Source organism: Bradyrhizobium sp. UFLA05-153, assembly GCF_054185185.1.
The window spans coordinates 92,150-117,284 of sequence record NZ_JBBIAM010000019.1 but is presented as its reverse complement, the minus strand read 5'-3'; the positions used below and the strand labels follow the sequence as shown (position 1 = coordinate 117,284).

The 25,135-nt window shown below is 62.4% G+C and carries 22 protein-coding genes; 6 read left to right on the top strand and 16 right to left on the bottom strand.

Features of this window, described 5'->3' with window-relative positions; all coding sequences use genetic code 11:
• Nucleotides 1-79: 79 nt before the first annotated feature.
• The 6 genes from Q2941_RS14320 to Q2941_RS14295 form a co-directional block, all read right to left on the bottom strand.
• Nucleotides 80-1,228: an HlyD family secretion protein gene (locus Q2941_RS14320; protein WP_458192849.1), complete on the bottom strand. Its 1,149-nt coding sequence runs from the start codon at nucleotides 1,226-1,228 to the stop codon at nucleotides 80-82.
• 32 nt (nucleotides 1,229-1,260) lie between these two features.
• Nucleotides 1,261-2,436, bottom strand: coding sequence for a DUF3734 domain-containing protein (locus Q2941_RS14315; protein WP_458192848.1), 1,176 nt, complete (start codon nucleotides 2,434-2,436; stop codon nucleotides 1,261-1,263).
• A gap of 32 nt (nucleotides 2,437-2,468) precedes the next feature.
• The gene (locus tag Q2941_RS14310; RefSeq protein WP_027526174.1) at nucleotides 2,469-3,269 is read right to left on the bottom strand and encodes an acetoacetate decarboxylase; all 801 of its coding nucleotides are present in this window, start codon (nucleotides 3,267-3,269) and stop codon (nucleotides 2,469-2,471) included.
• 78 nt (nucleotides 3,270-3,347) lie between these two features.
• Nucleotides 3,348-4,553, bottom strand: coding sequence for an NAD(P)/FAD-dependent oxidoreductase (locus Q2941_RS14305; protein ID WP_458192847.1), 1,206 nt, complete (start codon nucleotides 4,551-4,553; stop codon nucleotides 3,348-3,350).
• A gap of 109 nt (nucleotides 4,554-4,662) precedes the next feature.
• Nucleotides 4,663-4,959 carry a hypothetical protein gene (locus tag Q2941_RS14300; RefSeq protein WP_027526176.1) on the bottom strand — a complete coding sequence of 99 codons (297 nt, stop codon included), beginning with the start codon at nucleotides 4,957-4,959 and terminating at the stop codon, nucleotides 4,663-4,665.
• Between the two features lie 137 nt (nucleotides 4,960-5,096).
• On the bottom strand, nucleotides 5,097-5,867 hold the full coding sequence (locus Q2941_RS14295) for an SDR family oxidoreductase (protein WP_254113014.1): 771 nt from the start codon (nucleotides 5,865-5,867) through the stop codon (nucleotides 5,097-5,099).
• 144 nt (nucleotides 5,868-6,011) lie between these two features.
• On the opposite strand from Q2941_RS14295, the gene Q2941_RS14290 reads away from it, so the two are divergent.
• Nucleotides 6,012-7,577 carry a winged helix-turn-helix domain-containing tetratricopeptide repeat protein gene (locus tag Q2941_RS14290; protein WP_458192846.1) on the top strand — a complete coding sequence of 522 codons (1,566 nt, stop codon included), beginning with the start codon at nucleotides 6,012-6,014 and terminating at the stop codon, nucleotides 7,575-7,577.
• Nucleotides 7,578-7,579: 2 nt separating this feature from the next.
• Here Q2941_RS14290 and Q2941_RS14285 read toward each other — a convergent pair whose 3' ends face one another.
• Nucleotides 7,580-8,359 (bottom strand): helix-turn-helix transcriptional regulator, encoded by a 780-nt coding sequence (locus Q2941_RS14285; protein WP_458192854.1) that lies wholly within the window; start codon nucleotides 8,357-8,359, stop codon nucleotides 7,580-7,582.
• A gap of 426 nt (nucleotides 8,360-8,785) precedes the next feature.
• Here Q2941_RS14285 and Q2941_RS14280 point away from each other — a divergent pair, with 426 nt between their 5' ends.
• Together Q2941_RS14280 and Q2941_RS14275 are read left to right on the top strand one after the other, a co-directional pair.
• The gene (locus Q2941_RS14280; protein WP_458192853.1) at nucleotides 8,786-9,715 is read left to right on the top strand and encodes a helix-turn-helix domain-containing protein; all 930 of its coding nucleotides are present in this window, start codon (nucleotides 8,786-8,788) and stop codon (nucleotides 9,713-9,715) included.
• A 12-nt stretch (nucleotides 9,716-9,727) separates the two neighbouring features.
• Nucleotides 9,728-10,657: a helix-turn-helix domain-containing protein gene (locus Q2941_RS14275; RefSeq protein ID WP_027526179.1), complete on the top strand. Its 930-nt coding sequence runs from the start codon at nucleotides 9,728-9,730 to the stop codon at nucleotides 10,655-10,657.
• A 27-nt stretch (nucleotides 10,658-10,684) separates the two neighbouring features.
• On the opposite strand, the gene Q2941_RS14270 is transcribed toward Q2941_RS14275, so the two are convergent.
• On the bottom strand, nucleotides 10,685-11,632 hold the full coding sequence (locus tag Q2941_RS14270) for a catalase family peroxidase (RefSeq protein ID WP_458192845.1): 948 nt from the start codon (nucleotides 11,630-11,632) through the stop codon (nucleotides 10,685-10,687).
• 95 nt (nucleotides 11,633-11,727) lie between these two features.
• The gene (locus Q2941_RS14265) at nucleotides 11,728-13,053 is read right to left on the bottom strand and encodes an NAD(P)/FAD-dependent oxidoreductase (protein ID WP_458192844.1); all 1,326 of its coding nucleotides are present in this window, start codon (nucleotides 13,051-13,053) and stop codon (nucleotides 11,728-11,730) included.
• A 235-nt stretch (nucleotides 13,054-13,288) separates the two neighbouring features.
• Here Q2941_RS14265 and Q2941_RS14260 point away from each other — a divergent pair, with 235 nt between their 5' ends.
• The gene (locus Q2941_RS14260) at nucleotides 13,289-13,765 is read left to right on the top strand and encodes an Lrp/AsnC family transcriptional regulator (protein ID WP_027526182.1); all 477 of its coding nucleotides are present in this window, start codon (nucleotides 13,289-13,291) and stop codon (nucleotides 13,763-13,765) included.
• Nucleotides 13,766-13,786: 21 nt separating this feature from the next.
• On the opposite strand, the gene Q2941_RS14255 is transcribed toward Q2941_RS14260, so the two are convergent.
• The 6 genes from Q2941_RS14255 to Q2941_RS14230 all read right to left on the bottom strand — a co-directional run bounded on the left by Q2941_RS14255 (nucleotide 13,787) and on the right by Q2941_RS14230 (nucleotide 21,447).
• Complete coding sequence (locus tag Q2941_RS14255) at nucleotides 13,787-15,448, bottom strand: ABC transporter ATP-binding protein (protein WP_458192843.1); 1,662 nt, start codon at nucleotides 15,446-15,448, stop codon at nucleotides 13,787-13,789.
• Nucleotides 15,445-16,299 carry an ABC transporter permease gene (locus tag Q2941_RS14250; protein ID WP_027526184.1) on the bottom strand — a complete coding sequence of 285 codons (855 nt, stop codon included), beginning with the start codon at nucleotides 16,297-16,299 and terminating at the stop codon, nucleotides 15,445-15,447. Before Q2941_RS14250 ends, Q2941_RS14255 begins: the two co-directional genes overlap by 4 nt.
• The gene (locus Q2941_RS14245) at nucleotides 16,296-17,246 is read right to left on the bottom strand and encodes an ABC transporter permease (protein WP_027526185.1); all 951 of its coding nucleotides are present in this window, start codon (nucleotides 17,244-17,246) and stop codon (nucleotides 16,296-16,298) included. Before Q2941_RS14245 ends, Q2941_RS14250 begins: the two co-directional genes overlap by 4 nt.
• 84 nt (nucleotides 17,247-17,330) lie before the next feature.
• A complete protein-coding gene (locus Q2941_RS14240; RefSeq protein WP_027526186.1) occupies nucleotides 17,331-18,938 on the bottom strand; it encodes an ABC transporter substrate-binding protein in 1,608 nt (535 codons plus the stop codon).
• Between the two features lie 274 nt (nucleotides 18,939-19,212).
• Nucleotides 19,213-20,592 carry an aspartate aminotransferase family protein gene (locus Q2941_RS14235; RefSeq protein ID WP_027526187.1) on the bottom strand — a complete coding sequence of 460 codons (1,380 nt, stop codon included), beginning with the start codon at nucleotides 20,590-20,592 and terminating at the stop codon, nucleotides 19,213-19,215.
• 12 nt (nucleotides 20,593-20,604) lie between these two features.
• The gene (locus Q2941_RS14230) at nucleotides 20,605-21,447 is read right to left on the bottom strand and encodes a GNAT family N-acetyltransferase (RefSeq protein WP_458192842.1); all 843 of its coding nucleotides are present in this window, start codon (nucleotides 21,445-21,447) and stop codon (nucleotides 20,605-20,607) included.
• A gap of 175 nt (nucleotides 21,448-21,622) precedes the next feature.
• On the opposite strand from Q2941_RS14230, the gene Q2941_RS14225 reads away from it, so the two are divergent.
• The gene (locus Q2941_RS14225; protein ID WP_254113005.1) at nucleotides 21,623-22,291 is read left to right on the top strand and encodes a haloacid dehalogenase type II; all 669 of its coding nucleotides are present in this window, start codon (nucleotides 21,623-21,625) and stop codon (nucleotides 22,289-22,291) included.
• 16 nt (nucleotides 22,292-22,307) lie between these two features.
• Nucleotides 22,308-23,582, top strand: a complete 1,275-nt coding sequence (locus tag Q2941_RS14220; protein WP_458192841.1) for an NAD(P)/FAD-dependent oxidoreductase — start codon at nucleotides 22,308-22,310, stop codon at nucleotides 23,580-23,582.
• Between the two features lie 79 nt (nucleotides 23,583-23,661).
• On the opposite strand, the gene Q2941_RS14215 is transcribed toward Q2941_RS14220, so the two are convergent.
• The gene (locus tag Q2941_RS14215; RefSeq protein ID WP_458192840.1) at nucleotides 23,662-25,119 is read right to left on the bottom strand and encodes an NAD-dependent succinate-semialdehyde dehydrogenase; all 1,458 of its coding nucleotides are present in this window, start codon (nucleotides 25,117-25,119) and stop codon (nucleotides 23,662-23,664) included.
• Between the last annotated feature and the right edge of the window lie 16 nt (nucleotides 25,120-25,135).

The window sequence follows — 25,135 nt, the reverse complement described above, 5'->3', positions numbered from 1 at the left end:
TCGCTGGCGGGAGTGGCATCGATCGTGGTTTGCAATGTGGTCATGACGGTTTCCTCGCTCGCGAGGCTGGATAGGGGAGTCAGCTGCGGGGCTTGCCGCCGCGCGATGCGAGCCGCTTTTCGGCCTCGCGTTCGGCGACGACAGTGGACTTGGTGTCGACAGTCGGCTCCGCAGACATGCCGGGGCGCAGCAGACCGCTCAGGCTCCGGTCATCGAGCACGATCTTCACCGGCACGCGCTGCACGATCTTCGTGAAGTTGCCGGTCGCGTTGTCCGGCGGGAGCAGCGCGAATTCCAGGCCACTCGCCGGCGACAGGCTATCGACATGGCCTTTCAGCCTGGTCGAATGGAAGCTGTCGAGCCGCAGCTCGACCGGCTGGCCATTGCGCACATGGGTGAGTTGGGTCTCCTTGAAATTGGCGACCACATAGACTTGGTCGAGCGGAACTACCGCCATCAGCTGCGTGCCTGCCTGCACATATTGGCCGACGCGGAGTGTCCGCGCACCGATCGTGCCGTCGACCGGAGCCGTGATCTGGGTGTAGGAGAGGTTCAGGGCAGCCTGGTGCTCGACCGCGCGTGCGCGATCGAGTTGCGCGACAGCTTGCGTGCGCTGGGTCGATAGCACCTCGACTTTCTTGTTGGCTGCGAGCAATCCCGCCTTACCCTGCTGAAGCTGTGCGGTCTGCGAGCGCAATGCTGCGTCGGTCTGCTGGGCGCGTTGTATCGTTCCCGAGCCCGACCTCATGAGCTCGTCGTAGCGGGCGCGCTCCTGCTGCGCGAATTTCAGACCAGCTTCGGTCGCATCGACTTCGGCCGCCTGCTGTTGAATGAGAGGCTGCTGCAATTCGATCTGCGCGTCGAGGTTCTTGACCGCGGCTTCCGAGGCCGCAATGTCGGCCTTGGCCTGGTTCAGCGCGGTCTTGAAATCGCGATCGTCGATCCGGGCCAGCACCTGGCCGGCCTTCACCGGTTCGTTGTCGGCGACCAGCACTTCGGCGATGTAGCCGGAAACCTTCGGCGCAATGACTGTGGAGTCGGCCTTGACGTAGGCGTCGTCGGTCGTTTCCAGATAGCGGCCGGTGGTGATGTAGTAGTGGCTGAAAGCGGCGGCCCCGGCCACGCCGAGGGCGGCGGCGAACGCCAGCGCCGCGCGCCGGATCGCCTGACGCGACGGGCGAATGCTGGTTTTCGTTTTCTGCTCGGAAGCATACGAAAGGATCGACATGGTTCTCTCCGAAGTCGGGGGGACGCTAGATCTCAATCGGGGCGGTGGACGTCATGCGTGATGATGCCGAGCTCGGGAGCGGGCGGGTCCAGGCGGCGTGGGTCGGCCAGCGTGCGGCGGATGTCGTCCAGACCGCTTTGCCAATGCGCGCGCATTGCGTTCAGCCCGAACTCGTAGTCCTTTGACTGGCCCTCGTAGATCTTGGACTGGTAGATGAGGTGGACGATGTTGTAGGAGCGATGGCGGGCCATGTCCGCGATGGCGCGGATTTCCGGATCCTGCTTCGCGCGTTCCGGCAAGTCCTGGATCGTCCGCTGCAACGCCTGACGCATCTTCTGCATGCGTAGCGCCTGGTCCGTGATGGCGCGCGTACGGCTCGAATATTGGATGTCCTTCTGCCGGCTCGACACCTCCATCATGTCGTGGGGAACACGACCCCTGGCAGACCAGAGATCGACCTGGAATGTCAGTGTGTCGCGCGGCTCGCTGGACAGCACGCGTGAGAGAGGAGTGTTCCAGACGACGCCGCCATCCCAATAGTGTTCGCCTTCGATCTCGACGGCAGGGAACCCCGGTGGCAAAGCGCCGGAAGCCATGAAATGCTTCGGTCCCAGCTTACGTTCGGTCGTGTCGAAGTAGGTCAGGTTACCGGTGCGAACGTTGACCGCGCCGACGCTGACGCGTACCTCGCCCGCGTTCAGCCGATCGAAATCGACGAGCTTCTCCAGCGTCCGCTGCAACGGTGCGGTGTCGTAGAAGCTGGTCGCTGCATCACCCGAAAAAGGCGACCAGAACGGCGCGGGGAATCGAGGCTTGAAGAAGCCGGGCTGACCCTGGAATAAGGCCCTCATCGCGGCAAGCGCGTTGTGCAGCGAGCGCATATCGAACGCGAATGGCAGGGCATTGGCTAGCCCTTCGCCGGCGGGCCATCCCAGCGGACACGCACAGATAGTCTCCCAGAACTCGCGTAGCCGCTCGACCCGTTGGTCTTCCGGCGATCCGGCAATGATCGCCGCATTGAGCGCGCCGATCGAAATGCCGGCCAACCAGTTCGGCCTGATACCGGCTTCGTGCAGGCCCTCATACACTCCGGCCTGATAGGCTCCCAGAGCTCCGCCGCCCTGCAGCACCAGGGCGACGACGTCATATGGCAGCGACGTGGACGGCTGCGGCACGGAACTCACTTGCTCGCGCATCACCTTCAGCATCTCGTAAACTCCCGATCTTGCGGCTGATCCGATCAGCCTGCGTTTGCTTCGATAAGGATCTCGGACCTGGACTCGCGTCGTTGTGCGGTAGCGCCCGGCGCCAGGTAGTCGTGGACGACAGTGCCAAGCCCGAGCGTCAGGTCGGCGATGAGGTGCTTGGCCGAAAGCACTTGGAGGACGGGCAGTTCGGCTACGGGGGCCAGGGCGTGCGAATACAGGTCCAGCGCTGCCGGCCCGGTCCAAGCACCTTTCACGGTGATCGCTTCGAGGTGGTAGCGGACCAGCTCGCAGATGCGCGCCGAGCCGTCGACATGCGGGATGATCTTGAGCAGGAAATTGGGAGCGGCGAGTTTCCTGGCCTCGGCTTCGATGTCGAGGGCGCGGTGCTTGTAACCCATGGTGCCGGTCGCGATGCGCACCGAGCCGTAGTTCAGGGTGCCGACCAGGGTATCGATCTCGACCGCGAGCTTCGGTTGCGCCAGCTTCTTGGGAAAGCCCCACAGCTCACGCCCGCCGGCGATGGGCGGATGATCGTTGAGGAACATCTGATGGGTAAAGCTGCCGGCCTGACCTTGATAGGATACCGGGATGACCTGGCCGCTTTCGGTGTAGTCGCCAAACCCAGTTGAATCCGGCATGCGGATGAACTCGTAGTTCACCACAGGTTCGGTCAGCTCGAGTGGCGCCGGTACAATCCGGCGCAGCGCCTCGGGATCCGTCCGGTACTGGATGATGAAGTACTCGCGATTGATGAAGCGATAGGGGCCGGGTGGAAAGGCCGGGTTCGTCAACGGCATGGCGAACGCGCTCGTGCGGACGGTCTCGTGTTTCATCGTGGTGAGCTCCAGTTTGGTCGATAGCGAGGGAGCCGCGCTTCTGCGTGGGAAGTGCGGCCGTGTCGCGTGAGGCCCTCAGACCTCGGTGACGTGATCCGGATCGGCCGACGCCAGCGCGGCGGCACGCTCGGCGCGCGGCGGGTAGATCCACACCGTGTTGATCTCGTGCTTGGTCTTCTTTGCAACCTCGCCGACGATCTCGACTTTCCGTTCCCAGCCTCGCGTGAAGAGCGCGCCGGCTTCGCCGAGGTCGAGGCACGTGACGTAGGCCTTCTGGTGATACGGCTTGGTCGGGACGCCCAGGAGCTCTGCGGCGGCGTTGTTGCCCGCGAAGGCGCCCATCCTGGTGGCGTGCTGGCAGGACATCAGCGCAAAGTTGCCGGCATCGTCGCACGCTGCCTTTGCGGCATCGCCGGTGGCAAAGACGCCAGGCACCGATGTCACACGCAGATCCTGATCAACCAGCAGCCGGCCGAAATTGTCGCGCTCGGCGGGGATCTGCTGGGTCAATGGCGCGGCGCGAATGCCTGCCGCCCAGACTACGGTTTCCGCTTCGATGCGTTCGCCATTTGAAAGCGTGACAGCGGTTTCATCGAGCGAGGTAACGCCAGCGCCGACCCGGGTCTCTACGCCGACCTTGCGCAGGGCATCCTCGATGATGGGACGAGGGCCAGCGCCCATATCGGGAGCGATCGCACCGTTGCGTTCGACGATGATCACGCGCGGCTTGGCATCCTTGCCGAGAATCGCGCGAAGCCGCGCAGGCATCTCGGTCGCCGCTTCGATGCCGGTGAAGCCGCCGCCGGCAACGACGACGGTGTCGCGCCCGTTTCTTGCCGGCCGATCCGCCAGGCTGTGCAGATGCCGGTCGAGCGCAACGGCATCATCGAGCGAGTCGACACTGAAGCCATGCTCGGCGAGGCCCGGAATATTCGGACGGAACAGCCGGCTGCCGGTGGCCACGACCAGGCGGTCATAGGAGAGCGTCTTTCGCGTGCCCTTGGCAGTCGCGACCTGCAGCATGCGGGACTTGGTATCGACCGTTTCGGCGCTGCCTTGCACGTAGACAACGTCGATGGACTTGAGAACATCCAGCAGAGGCGCCGTCAGGGTTTCCGGCTTCGCTTCGTAGAGCCGCGGCCGAATCACCAGCGTCGGCTCCGGTGCAACCAGCGCGATCTCGAGTTCTTCCGGCGAAGCGCCCTGAATGTCCCGCACTCGGGCGGCGGAAAGTGCGGCGTACATGCCGGCGAAGCCGGCGCCGATGATGACTATTCGCATGTGATCTTCTCCTGTGGTTGATCTTCGGGCATACGCGCGTTGCCGCCGCCGCTGCTGTTGCGGTTTCGTGTGGTCGACGCGCGAAGACGTGAAATGGAGTCGTTAGGTCTTAAGGGGAGGGGCAGCTCGGCATCGATGACGCCCGCAGCGGCCAGGGGCGGCGAAAGAAGATCGGCTCGGTGGCGTTCGGGCCACCCCAGTTGGCGTAGGGAAGCGGCGCGTTATCGTTGGCGATGATGGACATCGCCGGGGTCGTCCTCTGCAGGGACTGCGGTGGAATTTCCACCTCCTCGCCCGTTGCAGAGGTGAAGCGAACTGCCAACGACAGTCCGTAGACGATTGCGCTTGCGACCAGCCGGCGTCGCGGTGCGATTGCAAAGAGGCTGACGAAGGTCTTCGAGGTCATCGTTCGTCTCCGTCTCTTGGGGTCTCGGGACCCTGATGATTTAGCGGGAGTGAGCTGCAACTGCGCCAGAGCGATTGCGGCACCTGCAGAGCGATTGCTGCTACCGCAGCGTCGCCAGTCGCTCGGTATTTCTCCGGTCAATTGCCCGAACGCCGGGTCGCTTGCGGGAGCCTCGCCAGCCAGTCCTCGAAACGCACTGAGCCGAGCCGGGGACCACTGCCAGGCATGAGAGACTGATCATCGAGCTCCGCGCCGAAATAGCGGGCATGGATGTCGGCGACGACTTTGCGCGGATCCTTCATCGCGATCAGATATTTCCGACCGAATTCGTCGAGGCTAAACCGCTCCGGGCCTGCCAACTCAACCAAACCGTTGACTGGAGCGCCGAGCGTGATGTCGGCGAGCGCGGCGGCGACATCGTCCGAGGCGACCGGCTGAAACAGGGCAGGCGACAGTCTGACGATCTGTCCATCGGACGAGGACTCGACGATTCCGCCAACAAACTCGAAGAACTGAGTCGCGCGCAGGACCGTATAGGGGATCTTGCACGCATTAATCAGGTTCTCCTGCGCCAGCTTGGCACGGAAGTAACCGCATTCCGGAAGCCGATCCGTGCCGACAATCGACAGCGCGATATGGTGCCGGACGCCTGCGGCGCGCTCGGCAGCGAGCAGATTGCGGCCCGAACTTTCGAAGAAGCTCAGAGCGGGCTCGTCCTCGAAAGAGGGCGAGTTCGCGACGTCGATGACGATTTCCGCAGCCGACAGGGCCTTTTCGAGACCCTCGCCCGTGATCGTGTTGACGCCCGTGCTGGGTGCCGCTGGAACCACCTCGTGGCCCTTCTCGCGGAGCTTGCCCGCAAGCTTGGTTCCGATAAGGCCGGTGCCACCAATAACGACGATCTTCATCACTTTCCCTCGATTTATCTGAACACCAATGGCGTTTTCCTGAACGCGAGGGGAGAGTGCGCGCGTGCGGGATGGAAATCCTTGCAGCCGCCCTGAATTGCGGTTGGATATTCCTTGGCTTCTTGTCCAAGCGGAGTGCGAGAAGTGCCGTACTCATTCGAAAATTATTGCTTGGACGCCGGACGCCGCGAGCTCAGGCGAGGCGCCGAACTGATTACGATCGGACCTAAGGTATTCGATCTGTTGCTTTTCTTGATCCAGAAGCGGGAGCAGGTTGTGACAAGAGACGACCTTCTCGAGAGTGTTTGGGAAGGACGGATCGTTTCCGAGTCGACGCTGACCAGTCACATCAACGCGGTGCGCAAGGCGATCGGGGACACTGGCAAGGAGCAGCGCCTGATCAGGACGGTTTCGCGCAAAGGCCTTCGGTTTGTCGGCAAGATCGAAGAACGCGAATTGCCCATCAGCACCCCGATCACTGCCCCGGACATCCCGGCGCCTGCTCTGCCCTTGCCGGAGTCCCCGTCGCTCGCGGTCCTGCCGTTCCGGAACCTCAGTCGCGATGTCGAGCAGGATTATTTTGCGGATGGCGTCGTCGAGGATTTGATCACCGCGCTGTCTCGTATTCGCTGGCTGTTCGTGATCGCCCGCAATTCAAGCTTCACCTACAAGGGCAAGACGGTCGACGAAAAGCAGGTGGGGCGCGAGCTCGGCGTCCGCTACGTCGTCGAAGGCAGCGTGCGCAAGTCCGAGAACCGCATTCGCATCACGGGCCAACTCGTAGACGTCGCGACCGGCACCCACCTGTGGGCGGAAAGGTTCGAAGGGCCGCTCGACGACATTTTCGAGCTTCAGGATCAGATTGCGAACAGCATCGTCGGAGCAGTCGCCTCCCAGCTCGAACGAGCGGAGATCGAGCGCGCCAGACGGAAACCGACTGGCAGCCTCAGTGCATACGACAATTATTTGCGTGCCATGCCCCACCTGCATCGAGGGACCCGCGAGTCGATCGACGAGGCGCTTCCCCTGTTCTACAAGGCCATGCAGCTCGATCCGGAGTTTGCCTCCGCCCATGCAATGGCAGCGTGGTGTCATTTCTGGCGAAAGGTCAACGGCTGGATGACCGATCGAGAGCAGGAAATCGCCGAAGGCCTCCGATTGGCCCGCCTTGCGGTGGAATTGGGCAAGGACGATGCCGTCGCGCTCACCAGGGGTGGACATGCTCTTGCCCATCTTGCCGGCGACGTGGAGGGGGCGATCGCGCTGGTGGACAAGGCCCTTGTGCTCAACCCGAACCTGGCGTCGGCCTGGTTCCTGGGAGGCTTTCTCAGAACCGAGAACGGGGACCCCGACGCTGCGATCGAATTCTTTGCGCGCGCGATGCGTTTCAGCCCGCTGGATCCGGAGATGTTCCGGATGCAGGCAGGCGTAGCGCTGTCGCATTTATTTGCGGGGCGCTTTGACATGGCCTCGTACTGGGCAGAACAGTCCTTCAAGCAATTGCCCAGCTTCCTGGTGCTGGTGGCCATCATCGCCGCAAGCCACGCGCTTGCCGGTCGTGCCGAGCAGGCGCACACCGCGGTCGAGCACTTGCAGAAGCTGAATCCCGAGTTTCGTGTTTCCAGCCTCGAAGGCTGGATTCCGATCCGACGACCGGAGCATCTCGCCCGCTTCCAAGACGGCTTGCGTCAAGCGGGATTACCGGAGTGACCTCATTGCATGCACCGCATGCGCCGCCGCCAATCGCTCGGCGTTTCTCCGGTCAATCGCCTGAACGCTGCGGCGAAGGCCGTTTGAGAGGCATAGCCAAGCTCTGCCGCCACCAAGGCGATCGATGTGTCGGTGTCGCGCAGCATGTTCATGGCCTGCTCGAGCCGGTGTTGGCGCATCCAGGCATGAGGTGAAAGACCAGTGCTTTCCTTGAAGGCTCGGCAGAAGTGAAAGCGCGACAGCCCCGCATCCGAAGCAAGCGCGGAGAGAGAGAGGTCCGCATCGCTATCGGAGCGCAGGCGCTCGATGGCGCGGCGCAGGACTGTCGGTGACAGCCCACCTGCAACTGGCTGGAACGGGGTTGGCGTATCCGCGTGCGCAGCGAGCAGGCGCGTGGCCAGAAGATCCGTAAGCTGATGCCTGAACAGAGCATCCAGGGCCGCATTGCCGTCCAGCGCGTCCGACGCACTCATAAGCAGGCGGGATGTGATCATGTCGGGATGTGCGGTTCGCTCCAGGAGATCGCCCGGTTCGGCTTTGTCGGCTTCATGCGCAATCCGCTCAAGCGTCGTGTGCGGCAGATAAAGCTGGACCACGTCGACAAGCCCGGGAATGTCCCATCGCGCGCTTGACGATTTCCCGGTGCGCCGCTCCAGTCGCTGTACGCCCTGTCTCTTATACACATAAAACTTCAAGATCGGCTTGCTCATGGCGTATGCTCGCGTTTGTGGGGCCGACACTCGCGCTGCTCGGCGTAACTTGCGGGCTGTTACGAAGCCGATGCTTCCTGTCTGCCCGTATCGATGCGCCTAAGCGCCGCGACCTTTCGATCGCGTTCTAGGCGCGGAGAACTACGGGGTCTTTTCCAAACCGGGCGTGCTTTGCCTGATTCTGCTCAAAGCCTATTCGAGCGGCGGATGCGGCGGTCGGCGTGGTCAATGCGGGAAGGCTTGGAAGTGCCGGCTTCACAAACGCACGATGGAACCCGAGAGTGATCTTGTGGAACCTGGCGAGACGAGCGCCAATTGCGTTGGAATCGCTTTGAAAAATCGTCTTGCCGAGAATTAATCGGGGACTCGGCCGACACACCTGTCAGTTGACGAGCTAGTCTGGACGGGTGCTCGCCTACCTCCGATAATGCATTCTCGATCTGGTCGGGCGCAGCAATGGCCCGCCAGGTCAAATTCCACTGGATGAGATTGACACATATGCCACAAGCGGGGGTCTACGGACAGAGGCTCGGGCGGCCCTTGTTTTTGAAGGAGGCGCCCTCGCTGATAACGCATTCGCTGCGCAGCGCCGAGCTCGCGGTCACCGAAACCCGGAATGACGATCCGGTGTGCGATCTTTCCGGCCCCTTTCCCGCCGAGGATGCCTATCTCGTAAGCCTCAAGTTTCGCGACTACCCCGACTGCGAATGTTGGGAACGGGGTCGGTGCGTCATCAAGACGGATGTCCGCGCCGGCGCAACCTATCTTTATGACCTGAAGCGCGATCCACGCTACGTAATTGACAAGCCGTTCCACTCCGTCTTTTTCTATCTGCCGCGCTCGGCGCTCGACGACATGGCCAAACAGAGCGGCGCTCCACGCGTCGGCGAACTTGACTATCAGCCCGGTGTCGGACACGACGACACGGTCGTCCGTCATGTTGGCGCGTCGCTGCTGGAGGGACTGCGTCGGCCGGCCGAGGCCAACCAGCTTTTCATCGATCACATGATGCTTGCGCTTACCGCGCATGTCGCCCAGGCTTATGGCGGGCTGAGGCGAACCGGCGAGCTGGCTCGCGGCGGTCTTGCGCCGTGGCAGGTGAAGCGAGCCTGCGAAAGGCTCGAGTCTGACCTCGGCGGGACGATTTCATTGCAACAAATCGCGGCCGAGTTTGACCTCTCGGTCAGTCATTTTTCGCGCGCGTTTCGATTCTCCACCGGACTGCCGCCGCATCAATGGCTGCTCCATCGGCGCGTGAAAGCGGCCAAGCAGTTGATGACTGTCCGCGATCTGCCGCTGGCCGAAATCGCAGTTTCGGTCGGGTTTGGCAATCAAAGCCACTTCACGCGGGTATTCTCGGCCGCGGTCGGTGTCAGCCCAGGCGTGTGGCGCCGCGAAGCGTTTGGTGCAACAGGAAGCGAAACCTAAGGGACCACGCCTATGGCACAGGCGAGCACCTTCGGAGAAAGGGTCAGGCAGCAGTTGCGCCTGAGGGATGCACCGCCCTCGCTGATCACGCGTTCAATGCGCGGCGTCGATCTCGCGGTCACCGAAACCCAGGATGATACCCCCGTGCCAGGCCGTTCCGGCTCAGTGGCCGATGAGGCCTATCTCGTCAGCCTGAAGCTTCGCAATTACCCGGACTGCGAACTCTGGGATCACGGCAAGTGCGTCACGAAGACGGATGTCAGACCCGGTACAACGTATCTGTACGACCTCAGGAGCGATCCGGGCTTTATCATCAACAAGCCCTTCCATTCCCTCCAGTTTTATCTTCCGCGTTCAGCGCTCGACACCATCGCTAAAGAATCCCGTACACGGCGTGTTGGCGATCTCGCTTGTCAGTTCGGCTTCGGCCATGACGACAAGGTCATGCGTCATATCGGAGCATCGCTGTTGGAAGGGCTGCGTCGGCCGGCCGAGGCCAACCAGCTTTTCATCGATCACATGATGCTCGCGTTCACGGCGCACATCGCGCAGGCCTATGGCGGACTGGAGCGCATCACCGTGTCGAGCCGCGGCGGTCTCGCTGCGTGGCAAGTGAAGCGCGCCTGCGAAAAACTCGAATCCGATCTCGGCGGGCAGCTTTCGTTGCAGCAGATCGCGGCCGAGTTCGGTCTCTCCGTCAGCCATTTTTCACGTGCATTTCGGGTTTCGGCTGGTTTGCCGCCGCACCAATGGCTGCTGCGCCAGCGCGTGAAGGCGGCCAAGCAGTTGATGACTGTACGCGAGCTGCCGCTGGCCGAGATTGCACTATCGGCCGGGTTTGCCAATCAAAGCCACTTCACGAAGGTATTTTCGGCCGCGGTCGGCGTCAGCCCAGGCGTGTGGCGCCGCGAAACACTGGGCGCGCCGGAAGACGATACATAGTCCGCGGCCATCAGGGGGCTCGCTCGATCAACGACGCCTCGCAAACGAGATAGCGTAGGCAGCGCTGCGCGCCGCGAAGATCTCGTCCGGCGGATGACCGATGCCTTCGGCGAGATTTGCCGGATCGAAGAAGAAGGCGTCGCACGCTTCGTTTGGATCGATAGCTGTGATGACGATTGTTCCCAACCGCAGCGCCTCCCGTCTGTCTTCGTCTGGCCAACGGATGGTCGCGTCCATAGTGGGATCCCCGGGACGATCGAGCAGGGCCATCACGCTGAAGCGGGCATCGCCTGCGGCGATCCGATGTTCGAGATCTTCGTGCAAAAAATCCGCAGACTTCGCCTTGGCTTCGTCCTCCGCCAGCGCGATATCTCCGCCGACCGGCGTGACCTTGAACTTGATGAACCGAGTCTCCCCCATCGAATTCGTCGCGGGAAAGGCATGCACGCCCCAGTAGGTTGTTCCAGCAAAGCTCGCCGGCAGCGGGCGCGCGGCGATGTAATCGGCCTGATGCTGCGTTTCGGGATTGGCGGCGGCGAATGCGCTGATTCTCTCCATATCCGGCTTGTCGTCCTCTCGCGGAATGCTCGCGTCGAGGAACGCCAGCATCTGGTCGAGCGTCCTTGCATAATGCACCGGAGCGCTCTGCGTGAGAATGTCGGACCGATGATCAACGTTCCCGAGCCTGAAACTGAAGCCGCGCAGCGCGAGCTTGTCGGTATCCGTAACCCTGGGATTGCCGCTGCCGACCGAGAAGCGCGCCAGTACGCGCGATGGTCTAGTGAAGCTCTGGGATTTCGTAATCTCCTCCGCCTGATCCGACGGGATATAAGCGCCATGGACGCATTGGCCCTTGGCAAAGCTCGCGCGTACCTTTGGTGGATCACCAGCTACCGCTTTCAGGGCGTCGACGATCGACGCGGGCGCGGCGCTGCCGGTCGGGAACTGGGACTTCGCGGGGTCTTTGGTTGACATCGCAACGATCTAGCGAACCTGGTATTTCGTTGCGCCAGAGCGATTGCGGTACTTGTAGAGCGGTTGCTGCTATCGCGACGCGTCGTTGCCAATCCCTAAAAGTCCGAAACCTTGCCGACCGTAAATCCGGCGAAGCGCTCGGCCCGGTAGGGCCTGGGATCGACGATCGGCGCCGCGCCGGTCACCAAGTCCGCGACGAGGTGCCCGGATGCTGGGCCGATACCAAAGCCGTGGCCGCTGAAGCCCGCCGCCAATATCAACCCAGGCAGGCCGGACGCTTCTCCGATGACCGGCACGCCATCGGGTGTCGAGTCGATGTAGCCGCCCCACGTGGCGGTGATCTTCGTGTCCTTCAGTGCCGGTAACAATTCGAGGGCGCGCCGATGCGTGAGTTCGATCGTGCTTTGATCGGGCGTGGGATCGAGGATGCGAACGCGCTCCATCGGCGTCGGGCTGCCCGCGCGCCAACGGCGGAGCGTTTCGTGTCCCGACCTCACGCCCTCGAGGCCGCCGGGGAGCAGACTGCGCCAGCGGCGCGCGAACATCGGCAGGAACTGCGGGGCGAAGCGGAACTGCTGCGCGGTTGGATCGACGCGTCCGCGACCGCTGATGGCGAGCGTGTATCCGCCGTCGCCGCGTTTCGTCACCGAAACGGCGGCGGTGTGGAGCGCGTCCGGTAGGCTCTTCGTGCCTGCCGAGACGGAGAGAATGGACGAGCGGATCGAGGCGAGCGGAAGCCGAATGCCGGCCTGGTGGCAGAAGGACGAAGACCACGCGCCGCCTGCCAGTATGGCGACACGCGTGCGAATCGTTCCGTGCTCCGTCACGACCGCGCTGATCCGGCCGCCCTCGGTCTCCAGCCCGCGCGCCGCGCACATCTGGCGCACCGAGCCTCCACGCCTGAGGATCGCCCGCGCGACCGCCGGCGCTGCATTGGCGGGATCGGCGGTGCCGTCGGTTGGCGAGAAGACGCCGCCCTTCCAGGCGCGGCCCGTCGCCGCGCCGCGCCGCGTCGCCTCGGTCGCATCGAGCATGTGCGTGGTCACGCCGGCCGTACGGGCGAAGTCGCGCCAGCGCGCCCAGCCGTCGAGCTCCGCCTCATCGTTGCTGAGGTACAGGAGGCCGCAGCGAGAGAAGCCGGTGCTCTCGCCGCTTTCGGCGCCAAAGCTCTCCCACAGGTCCAGGCTCTTGGTTGCGATCGGCAGTTCTCGCGCATCGCGGTTTTGCTGGCGGCACCAGCCCCAGTTTCGGCTGGATTGCTCGGCCCCGATCCGCCCCTTCTCCACGAGAGCGACGCTGAGGCCTCGCAGGGTGAGATAGTAGGCGGCAAACACCCCGATAATGCCGCCTCCAATGATCACCACGTCGGCGCTGTGGGGAAGATCCGGCGAGGTCTCGATGTGGCAGAGTGGCGCAGGCATCCTGACGTCCTAGATTTCGCTCGCCGCATCGTATGTCGCGCATCGGCGCGAACGGCGCTGGATTCGATGGCAGCCCAGCATTTTGTGCTGTATCCTCATTATCCTGCAAAACGGCATTCTACCTGAATGATATGACGCCGGCGGTGGCCAACGGATACAGGATAGGTGGGCTTTTGGCTCATTGGACCAAATTTTATGCTGCGCCTTCCGGCGCGTGCTCAATGGAGGATCGTCAATGAAGCTGGACCGGATCGACATCAAGATCCTCCACGAACTCCAGAAGAACGGTCGCATCACAAATGTCGAGCTCGCCGAGTTGGTCAACCTGTCGCCGAGCCCATGTCTCATGCGTGTGAAGAGACTGCAGAGCGAGGGCTACATCGAGGGCTACTCGGCCCAGATCAATGTGCGCAAGCTCGGACAGACGCTGACCGTGTTCACGGAAGTGACGTTGAAGAACCATCGGCAAATCGACTTCGCCCGCTTCCTGGCGGCGGTCGACAAGGTCGATCAGCTGATCGAATGCCATCTCGTCTCCGGCGGATACGATTACATGCTGAAGTTCGTCACCGCCAGCATCGGCGAGTACCAGACGATCATGGAACGCCTGACGGACATGGATATCGGCATCGACAAATATTTCAGCTTCGTCGTCCTGAAGTCGCCCATCGTGCGCTCGCAGATGCCGCTGACCAGCCTCTTTCCTGCCTGATTGCCGGCTGCGCCAGCGCCTCTACTGGTGGCAATAGGCCCGCACCTCTTCGGCGTTCTGCTTCAGATTGTCGAGCCAGGTGGGATCGAGTTTGGGGACCGAAGAGAACAGCAGCCGCGTATAAGGGTGCTGCGGTGCCGCCAACCGGTTCGGCGTGATCTCCTCGACCTTCTGGCCGCGATACATCACGATGATCTCGTCGCAGATTGCCTCTACGACCGACAGGTCATGGCTGATGAAGATGTAGGAGAGGCCGAGCTCGCGCTGCAACTCCTTCAGGAGCTCGACCACCGCGGCCGCCACGACCGTATCGAGAGCCGACGTGATCTCGTCGCACAGGATGAGCGTCGGCTCGGCAGCGAGCGCTCGAGCAAAGTTCACCCGCTGCTTTTGACCGCCTGAAAGTTCTCCTGGCAATCGATGGCGCACCGATTTGGGGAGATGGACCAGATCAAGAAGCTCGCTGACGCGCGCATCGCGCGCTTTGCCCTTCATGCCGTGGTAGAAGGTGAGGGGACGTCTCAAGATGTCTTCCACCGACTTCGCGGGGTTGAGCGCTGTGTCAGCGTGCTGGAACACGATCTGAATCTTGCGGAGTTCGTTGCGGGTACGGCCGCGGCCGGCTTTCCCCAATTCGCGCCCATCGAAGATGATGTCGCCCGCATGGGCCGGCAGGATCCCGGCAATCGCCCGGGCAAGCGTTGACTTGCCACAGCCGGACTCGCCGATAATGCCGAGATTACGCCCACGATCCAGCTTGAGGCTGACTGCCTGGACGGCGCTGATCAACGGTTGTCCATCGCGCCGACGAGGGCCGTAGCCGACTGTCAGATTGTCGACCTGAAGCAGGTGACCGTCGGTCGCGTCCTCGTGTTCAGGCCCGCGCTGTTGTGCCTTCGGCCTGAACGCGGCCAGCAGTTCCCTTGTATAGGGGTGCCGGGCCTCCTCGAGGATTTCGCTGGTCGTGCCCGTTTCCTGGACCGTGCCGTCTTTGAGCACGACGATCCTGTCGGCGATCTGGGCGACGACGGCCAGATCATGCGAGACGTAGACGCCGGCGATGCTGTGCTGCGCCGTGACAGCCTTGAACGCGCGCAGCACCTCAACCTGGGTCGTGACATCGAGCGCCGTGGTGGGCTCGTCGAAGATGACGACCTTCGGTTGGCCGATCAGGGCCATCGCGGCGGCGAGGCGCTGCAACTGGCCGCCCGAGACCTGGTGCGGATAGCGGTTGCCGATCGTTTCCGGCTCCGGCAGCGACAGTGCTTTGAACAGCGAAAGGGCTTTCGCTTGTGCCTCTGCGGTCGACATCAGCTTGTGGATGCGCGCCACCTCGATGACCTGATCCATGATGGTGAGTGCAGGGTTGAAGGCGGCCGCAGCGCTCTGCGGCACGTAGGCGACCCTCGTCCCGCGAATGCCCGCGCGTTCCGCTTCCGAGAGCTTCACCATGTCGACGCCAGCGAGGTGTACTTCGCCGCCGGTGATTGCGCAGCCTTGCCGGGTGTAGCCCATCAGCGTCATGGCAATCGTGGTTTTGCCCGAGCCGCTCTCGCCGATGAGGGCGACGATCTCGCCCTCGGCGATGTCGAGGCTGACGCCCTTGATGATCTCGACCCGTCTGTCTGCGTCGGTCGTTGCCTCAACCCTGAGATTGCGGATCTCGACGAGGTTTCCGGTCATTCGGCGCTCCGGTCGCGAATCCTGCTCGGCAGGTTGTCGATCAGAAGGTTGACGCTAATCGTGAGACTTGCGATGGCGAGCGAAGGGAAGATCACCGCCGGTGCGCCAAAGGGCAGGCCACCGATATTCTCGCGGACCAGCGCTCCCCAGTCGGCGTAGGGTGGTTGCACGCCGAGACCTAGAAAGGACAGGCCAGAGAGCAGGAGCACGATAAAGACGAAGCGCAGGCCGAGGTCGGCAAGCACGGGACCGAGAATGTTGGGAAGGATCTCGGATGCGATGAGATAGGGCAGGCCTTCGCCTCGAATGCGGGCGACCGCCATGAAATCCATCGTGTTGACATTGACGGCGAGAGCGCGGGCGAAGCGGTAAGCTCCCGGGGTGTAGATCACCGAGAGCGTCGCAATCAGCGCCGGGATCGACGAGCCAACCGCGGCGACCACGACGAGGCCAAACAGCTTGCTTGGAATAGAGTTGAGCGCATCGAGAAACCGGCTCAACATGCTGTCGAACCATCCGCCGGCGACCGCTGCAGTCATGCCGAGTGCGACGCCGCTGAAACAGGCGATGGAGACGGCGGCAAGCGAGATGCCGAGTGTGTAGCGTGCTCCCATCAGGATGCGCGAAAAGATATCCCGGCCGAGATAGTCCGAGCCAAACCACAGGTCTCGGCTCATAGGCCCGAAATAGTCGGTATCGACGATCTCGCCAACCGAATGCGGGATGATCTGCGGGGCGAAAAGGGCGACGCCGCTCCAGAGAAGAATGATGCTCAGCGCCGACATGCCTATGAGATTGAAGCGATAGCCCAATCGCATTCCGAACCGGCCGGACAAAGTCGCTCTCGTCATCGCAGCCTCGGATTGGACAGGACGGCGATGATGTCGGCGGCCGTGATCAATGCCAGGTAACCCAGGCAGAAGATCATCGCGCATGTCTGGATCAGCGGCAGGTCGCGGGTCGAAACGGCATCGACCATCAGCTTGGCGATGCCGGGATAGTTGAAGATGGTCTCCACGATGATCACACCGCCGAGCAAATACGATAGCGAGAGTGCGACCGAATTGACGATGGGGCCAAGCGCATTGGGCAGTGCGTGCCTCAGCACCAGCCGGGGGCGCGAAGCGCCCTTGAGGAGAGCCATCTCGACATAGGGCGTGTTCAACGTCTCGACCACGGCGGCGCGCGTCATGCGGATCATCTGTGCCGAAACGCCGAATGTGAGCGTTACGACCGGCATCGCGTAGGTCCGCATCAGGTCATAGAACGACTTGACCTCGTTGGTGAAAGACAGTGCCGGCAGCCATTTGAGGTAGACTGCGAACAGCAGCACCGCGAGGGTTGCGATCATGAACTCCGGCACCGAGATGATGCCAATGGTCGCAACTGTCACGATGCGGTCGTAAAGGGTTCCGCGCCACATTGCGGCGGTGATGCCAAGCGTCAGGGCGAGCGGCACGGCGATCGAGGCGGTCAGTCCTGCAAGCATCATCGTGTTGGCGAACCGTCCGCGTATCAGATTGGCGACCGGGACGTTATTTGCATAAGACGTGCCGAAATCGCCCTGGACGAGCCCGGCCATCCATCTCAGGAATCGGATGATCGCGGGATCATTGAGATGCATGGCCTTGCGCAAACCCTCGACGGCTTCGGGCGTCGCGGACTGCCCGAGCAGGATCGTGGCTGTATCGCCGGGCAAAAGTGCGGTGGCAAAGAAGACGGCAAAGGAAACGATCACGAGCGTAATCAAGGCGATGAGAAGCCGCTTCACCACAAGTGACGTAACTTGTCTTCTCACGCTCGCGCTCCCGCACCACGCCGGGTTTGTTCAGCCCATGGTTCCGATGTCGGGAGCCAGAGCAGGCACCTCGCTATGCGCCGGTCAGGCGGTAAGCCAGACGTACTCGGCGAAGGCGTAGCCCATCATACCGCCGAGCGGGTTGGGCTCCAGTCCCTTCAGCTTGGCGGTGATGGCGTCCACATTGGAGATGTAGGCCGGAATAATGGTGCCCGCTTCTTCCGAAACCAGCACCTGCATCGCGTTGTAGATCTCGCGGCGCTTGGCCTGATCGAGCGAGCCGCGGGCCTCGAGCAGCATCTTGTCGAATTTTTCCGAGCTGAACCGGCTCTCGTTCCATGGCGCATCCGACTTGTAGAGCAGGGAGAACAGGATGTCCGGCGTCGGACGAGGGTTGATGTTGCCGAAGTGGATCGGTGCCTTCAGCCAGTAATTGCTCCAGTAGCCGTCGGAGGGCACGCGCTTCACATCGAGCTTCATACCGATCTGGGCGGCCGTAGCCTGAATGATCATGGCCATGTCGATCGCCGAACCGGCCGCATCGGAGGTGATGACCTCAATGGTCTGACCGAGCACGCCAGCTTTCTCGAAATGGAATTTGGCCTTGTCCGGATCGAACGATTTAGGCTTGAGCGCCGCGTTGTGGTAGAAGTTGGCAGGCGACACGGGTTGATCATTGCCGACGACGCCGAAGCCGCGCAGCGCCGATTTGACGATCTGCTCGCGGTTGACCAGGTATTTCATGCCCTCCACGAAATCCCGGTTGTTGCCGGGCACCATGTCCATGCGCATGTTCAGGTCGGTGTACGTGCCCGACGTGGTCGTGGACAGCGCGAAACCAGTCCGACCTTCGAGCAGGCGCACCGATCGCGGGTTGATCGACGCAGCGAGTTGAATGTCGCCGGACAGCAGGGCATTGATTCGAGCGTTTTCATCAGGAATGGCGAAAAACTCGAACGAATCGACGTTCGGACCGCCTTTGAAGTAGTTGGGATTTCGCACGCCGATCGAGCGCTCGCCGGGTTCGAATTTCTGGCACTTGAAGGCGCCGGTCCCGTTACCTGAGGAGAAATCGGTCGTGCCGTCGGCCACGATCATGAAGTGATGCATGGACAGGATCGTCGGGAGATCCGCGTTGGGGCTCGCCAGGGTAACCTCGACGGTGTTCTTGTCGACGGCCTTGAAGTCGGTCATTTGGGAAGCGATCGCCGCGACTTTCGAACCGGTTGCTTTGTCCCGGTGGCGCTTCAGCGAGAAGATGACATCGTCGGCGCTGAGGTCCTTGCCGCTATGGAAGGTGATGCCCTTCTTCAGCTTGATCGTCCAGGTTTTGGCATCGGCGCTCTCGATCGACTCGGCGAGCTCCATCTGGGGCACGCCAGCCTGGTCGAGGAATGTCAGGCGATTGTAGAAGGAGCAGCAGCGCACATAGTCGGTCGAGAGCGAGGCTTTGGCTGGGTCGAGCGTGTCGGCGGTCGAGGAGGACCAGGCCGCCGCCTTCAGAGCGCCGCCTTTCACGGGTGTCGCCGCCACCGCTTGCGACGCGCGGCCGAAGACCGCGCTGGCGGCAGCCAGTGCCACGCCATTGGCGAGCATGAACTTCAGAAGGTCGCGGCGCGAAGCCCCGCGCCGAATAGCGCTCTCGACCATGGCGTCGTCTGAACAGGACCAGTTCCTCGTCGTGTCGCTCATGTCAATCCCTCGTCGCTGGCTAAGGCTATGGCTCATGCTGCGGTGAGCGGCAGATTGTTCTGTCGCACGATTGTCGTGGGTGCCGGCCCGGTCCCGTTAAAACGACCAGGCCGCAGCACCCCTTAAGGACTGCATTCTTTCCCGCGATCGAAGTCTCGCAGGATAGTCCCGCGGCTGTGTCCGAAAAAACCGCGGGCCACGGCACAAAATTGCGAAGATGCCTCGGTTTCTAGTATTTCGGACCAGCTTGCAGCCGGCTCATTATGCATGCCTACTAATGTTGCAATGCGGCGCGAACTTCGGCATCGGCCAGCGTGTCATCAAGCGTCCTGGCGGTGCGTTCGATGATGGCTTCGATATCGGACTCGGAGCAGCAGAGCGGCGGGGCATAGCCCAACACGCCCGTCGGGAAGGCACGGATGACAAGGCCGTTCTTCCAGGCGCGGTCGAAGATGCGCTTTGCCGGTTCGGCCGCGGCGGGAAGTGGCGTCTTGCGTTGCTTGTCGGTGACGAGTTCGATGGCGGCGAGCATGCAACGGCCCCGCACATCTCCGACAAGGGGGTGATCCCTTAGCGACTGAAGGCCCGCCATCAGGCGTGCACCGGCCTTTGCGCCATTCGCAAGCAGGCCGTTCTCGTAGAGGCGCAGCACTTCGAGGGCTACCGCGGCACTGACCGGATGCGCGGAGTAGGTATAACCGTGGCCAACTGCGCTGGAGCCCGCCGCATCGGCGATCGTGTCGTAGACGTGATCCGACAGGAAAACCGCGCCCATTGGCACGTATCCAGAAGTCAATCCCTTGGCGACGGTCATGAGGTCCGGGACGATCTCGTCCTCGCTGCACGCGAAAAGCGGTCCGGTCCTGCCGAACCCGGTAATCACCTCGTCCGCCACGAAGAGGATGCCATATGCCCGGCACCGCGCGCGCATCGCTTTCATCCAGCCTTTGGGCGGCACGAGCACGCCGCCTGAGCCCTGGATCGGCTCGGCATAGAATGCGGCGACGCGCTCCGGGCCTCCGATCTCCTCGATCTTCGCATCGAGGGCAGCCAGCGAGGCGGCGATGATGGCGCCTCCATCCTCTCCGGCTGGGTTGCGATAGACATAGTGCGAGGGAATCCTGTGCTGCCAGCTTAGCGGCAAGCCGAACCCGGCATGGAAAGAGGGCAGGGCGGTCAGCCCGGCGCCGACGGTCGAGGACCCGTGATATCCCTGTTCGACGGTGATGAAATGCTCTCGCTGCGGCTCGCGGCGAGCGTGCCAGTAGTAACGGATGAAGCGGACCGTGCTGTCGACTGCGTCCGAACCGCCGAGCGTGAAGTAGACGTGGTTCAGGTCACCGGGAGATCGCTGCGCCAGCTCTGCTGCAAGCCGGATCGCTGGCTCCGAGCCGAGGCTGAAATAGCCCGTTGCGTAGGGAAGCTCCTGCATCTGCCTGGCCGCGGCCGCAACGATACTCTCGTGCCCATAGCCGGCATTGACGCACCAGAGCCCGGCAAAGCCGTCGACGAGCTGATGTCCGGAAGCGTCCGTCACGATCGCTCCCCTGGCCGACTTCAGGACTCTAACGCCGGTCGCCTCATGCCCCCGGTAGGATGCGACCGGGTGGACGAGATGAGCCCGATCGAGTTCGATGAGTGAATTGCTGAGCATCAAAGTCTCCGTTTATCCGAAAGCCTGGCTGGCGAGGGCGAATGCCGTGGCTGGCGCGCGGCCGCATCGCGCAACGACAGGGCGCTGCATGGCAATGCCCTCGTCCACCTGGACGAGACCCTTGTCCGAGAGCCAGGCTCCCAATTGGGAGGCCTCGGAAGTATCCACGCGAACGAAGCGTCCTTGCCGCCCGGCCATGAAATAGGCGAGCAGAGCCGTCGCCTCGTCGGCGTTCGCGGCCACGACAGGGCCGATCACCTCAGCTCTGCCGAAGGCGCGCAGCGCCGCAAATCCAGTTATCCTTTGGCCATCACCGAGCACCGCGAGGCGACCGGCCTTCGCAAGAACACGAAGCAGATCTTCCCGGTCTGCACAGTACGCACTTCTGTCGAGTTCGATGATCTCGGAGATATCGCGCGGCTCTGCCGGCCGGACATTGGCAGGCGGGGTGACACGCAAGACCAGTCCCTGATGCTGGACGATCGTTCCGGTCCGGCAAAAGCCGAGTTTCTGATAGAGCGGCAGGCCTTCGCCTGTTGCAACGAGCCTCAGCGCGCGCGATCCCGCCAGCGCGATGGCCGCCTCCATGAGTTGGCGGCCCAATCCGCGCCCGCGAGCGGATTCATCGACGATGACCATGTTGATGGTTGCGACATCCCGCTTGTAGGGCGTCATCAGAACCGTCCCGACAACGGTTGAAGCATTCGCATCGAACGCGACGAATCCCGCGCTCAGATCGAGTGCCAGTCGCCAGTCGTCGAGGCGATGCGGCCATTTGGCTTGACGTGAAAGGCGTAGCGCATCTTCGAGATGTTCGGGGCGGAAGGCGGTGAGCGAGATGTTGCCCTGGGTCATTGACTCGTGTTCCTGTCCGGCACCAGTCTCGTATTTTGGCGATGTGCAGATCGTCTGAAGGCCGCCGCGCGAACGATATCTTCCACCGCAGCCGGCGGAAAAGCCGCATCTTATGCCGCATAGGCGCTCTATTGTTGCGGCTCTGACATTGCGCGAGCGCACCAGGACGGGGATGATGAGCCAATTTCGCCCGAAATACGTGACCTTCGATTGCTACGGCACGCTGACGAATTTCCAGATGGCGGAAGCGGCGCAGGATCTCTATCGCGCGCGCCTACCCGAACTGCAGATGGCTGCACTCGTCAGGGATTTTGCGGCCTATCGGCTCGACGAGGTTCTCGGCGACTGGAAGCCCTATGCCGACGTGATCCACAACGCGCTGGAGCGCGCCTGCAAGCGCAATGACGTCGCCTTCAAGGCCGAGCATGCGCAGATGGTTTATGACCGCGTGCCGAGCTGGGGACCGCATCCCGACGTTCCTGCCGGGCTTTCCACGGTTGCCAAGAAGATTCCGCTCGTCATCCTCTCTAACGCCATGAATGCGCAACTTCCTTCGAACGTGGCGAAGCTTGGGGCGCCCTTTCATGCCGCGCTCACGGCCGAACAGGCTCGATCCTATAAGCCTCGCATGAAGGGCTTCGAGTATATGTTCGATACGCTGGGCTGCGGGCCCGAGGACGTGGTGCACTGTTCCTCTTCCTTCCGTTACGACCTGATGACCGCTCATGATCTCGGCATCAAGAACAAGGTATGGGTCAATCGGGGACACGAGCCTGCGAACCCCTACTACGGCTACGTTGAAATCAAGGACATCGGCGGCCTGCCGGGCGTGTTCGGACTCTGAGCCGGCGGGATCTGCGGTGAAATACGTCTCCTACTGGCACGATACCGCACCAAGCTTCTCAGGCGGTGCCGAAGGTCCCGCCGAGGGGCACTATGACGTCGCGGTGATCGGTGGCGGCTTCACGGGCCTGGGAGCTGCGCGCCAGCTCGCGAAGGCAGGAACCAGGGTCGTTGTTCTCGAAGCAGACCGGGTAAGCAGCGGAGCATCGGGGCGGAATGGCGGGCATCTCAACAACGGTCTGGCCCACAGCTATCTTGCCGCCAAGGTGGAGTTGGGGAAGGATCGAGCCATCGCGCTTTACCACGCGCTCGATGCCTCAATCGACGCGCTAGAGGCGCTGATCGCGGAGGAGGGCATCACGTGCAACTTCCGCCGTGCCGGGAAGCTGAAGCTCGCCTCCAAGCCGAAGCACTTCGATGTTATCGCGCGGAACTTCGAAGCGGTTCATCGCGAGGTGGATCCAGAGACCGCGTTGCTGTCCGCTCAGGACCTGAGTTCGGAGATTGGCTCGCCTTTCTTTGGCGCGATGCTTTCGAAGAAGAGCGCGATGATGCATATGGGGCGCTACGGCATTGGGCTGGCCGAGGCGGCCAAACGTCGCGGTGCCATCATCTTCGAGAAGGCTCCGGTCACGGCGCAGGTGCGGGAAGGATCGCGCCACCGCCTGACGACGTCTCGTGGCAGCGTCACCGCCGATCAGGTGCTGCTGGCGACAGGCGCCTACACCACAGCGAACTTTCCCTACTTCCGTCGCCGCATCGTCACCGTCGGCAGCTTCATCATCGCGACACGGCCGCTGGATGCGGCCGAAATCGCGGCCACCATGCCCGGCAACCGCACTTGCGTCAATTCGATGAATGTCGGCAATTATTTTCGGCTGGCACCGGATAATCGCCTGATTTTCGGCGGCCGTGCGCGCTTCTCAGCGACGTCGGATCAGCGTTCCGACGCAAAGAGCGGCGCGGTGCTCGTTGACAGTCTCACGCGAACCTTTCCGCAACTCGCCGGCATACCGATCGACTATTGCTGGGGCGGGCTCGTCGACATGACCAGCGATCGCTATCCACGCGCCGGCTATCGGGACGGGCTATGGTATGCGATGGGTTATTCCGGCCATGGTGCGCAGCTGTCTACTCATCTTGGCATGATCATCGCCGATGCGATGCTCGGACGCGAAGATCAAAACCCGATGAAGGGCATCGACTGGCCTGCAGTGCCCGGCCATTTCGGCCAGCCATGGTTCCTGCCGCTGGTGGGAATATACTACAAGATGCTTGATCGCATTCAGTAGTCGGAAAGGGACGACCGCGGAAAGGCTGCCTGGACGTGCGAGAGGGCGCGGAGATGCGCCCCCTCCGTTTCGTCACCGCCTAGCTCAACCCACCGATATGGAAGGTCTTCATCTCGAGATATTCCTCGATCCCGGCCTGGGCTCCTTCGCGCCCCAGGCCGGATTGCTTGATACCGCCGAAGGGGGCCACCTCCGTCGACACCATGCCGGTGTTGAGACCGACCATGCCAGCCTCAAGTGCCTCCGCAACACGCCAGGATCGCTTCAGATCTCTGGTGTAGAAATAAGCCGCGAGCCCGAAGGGCGTCGCATTTGCCATGGCAATCGCCTCCTCGTCGGTCTCGAAACGGAAGAGAGGGGCGACTGGACCGAATGTCTCCTCGTGCGCCAGCACCATATCGGTGGTTGCCTCGGTCAGTACGATCGGTGCGGTAAATTGCGGACCCTTGGGCAGCGTCACCGGTTGCGCGGCGATACGGGCGCCCTTGGACAGTGCGTCGGCGACATGGCGGTTGATCTTGCTGATCGCCGCCTCGTTGATCATGGGTCCAATCGCCACACCCGGCTCGAGGCCTGATCCCACCTTCATGTTTTCGACACGGGCGACGAGCTTCTCCGCGAACGCATCATAGACGCCGGCCTGTACCAGGATCCGATTGGCGCAGACGCAGGTCTGGCCGCCATTGCGGAATTTTGACATGATCGCACCCTCGACCGCGAGGTCGAGATCGGCATCGTTAAAGACGATGAAGGGCGCATTTCCGCCGAGTTCAAGGCTCACCCGTTTGACGCTGTCGGCAGCGCCGCGCATGAGCAGCGAGCCGACGCGCGTCGAGCCCGTAAACGAGATCTTGCGCACGGTTTCGTTGGCAATGATCTCCGCGCCAATTTCTGTCGGCAGGCCGGTGAGTATATTGATGACGCCCGCGGGAATGCCGGCGCGCTCGGCCAGCACCCCGAGAGCCAGCGCCGAATAGGGCGTGAAATCCGACGGCTTGATCACGACGGTGCATCCGGCTGCGAGCGCCGGAGCCACCTTGCGCGTGATCATGGCGTTCGGGAAATTCCAGGGCGTGATGATTGCGCACACGCCCACCGGCTCCTTGAGAACGACGATACGCCGATCGGGCGTTGGCGAGGGGATTGTCGTGCCGCCGATACGCCGGGCTTCTTCCGCGAACCATTTGACGAAGGAGGCGCCATAACGGATCTCGCCCTTGGACTCGTCCAACGGCTTGCCCTGTTCGAGCGTCAGAATGCGCGCCAGATCGTCCAGATGCGCGATCATGAGCCCATGCCAGGCTTCCAGAAGTGCGGCGCGCTCGGCGTTGGTCTTCGCACGCCAGGTGGTGTAAGCCTTGGTTGCAGCGACAACTGCGGCGCGCGTGTCGTCCCGTCCCATATTCGGTACGGTGCCAAGAATGGTCTGCGTTGCCGGGTCGATCACGTCGATCGTCGCTCCCGAGAGTGCCCCCAGCCATTGGCCGCCGATGAGGCCCTGTTGCCGGAAGAGATCCTTGTCGTTCAGCTTCTGCATCGGATGATCCTTGTCG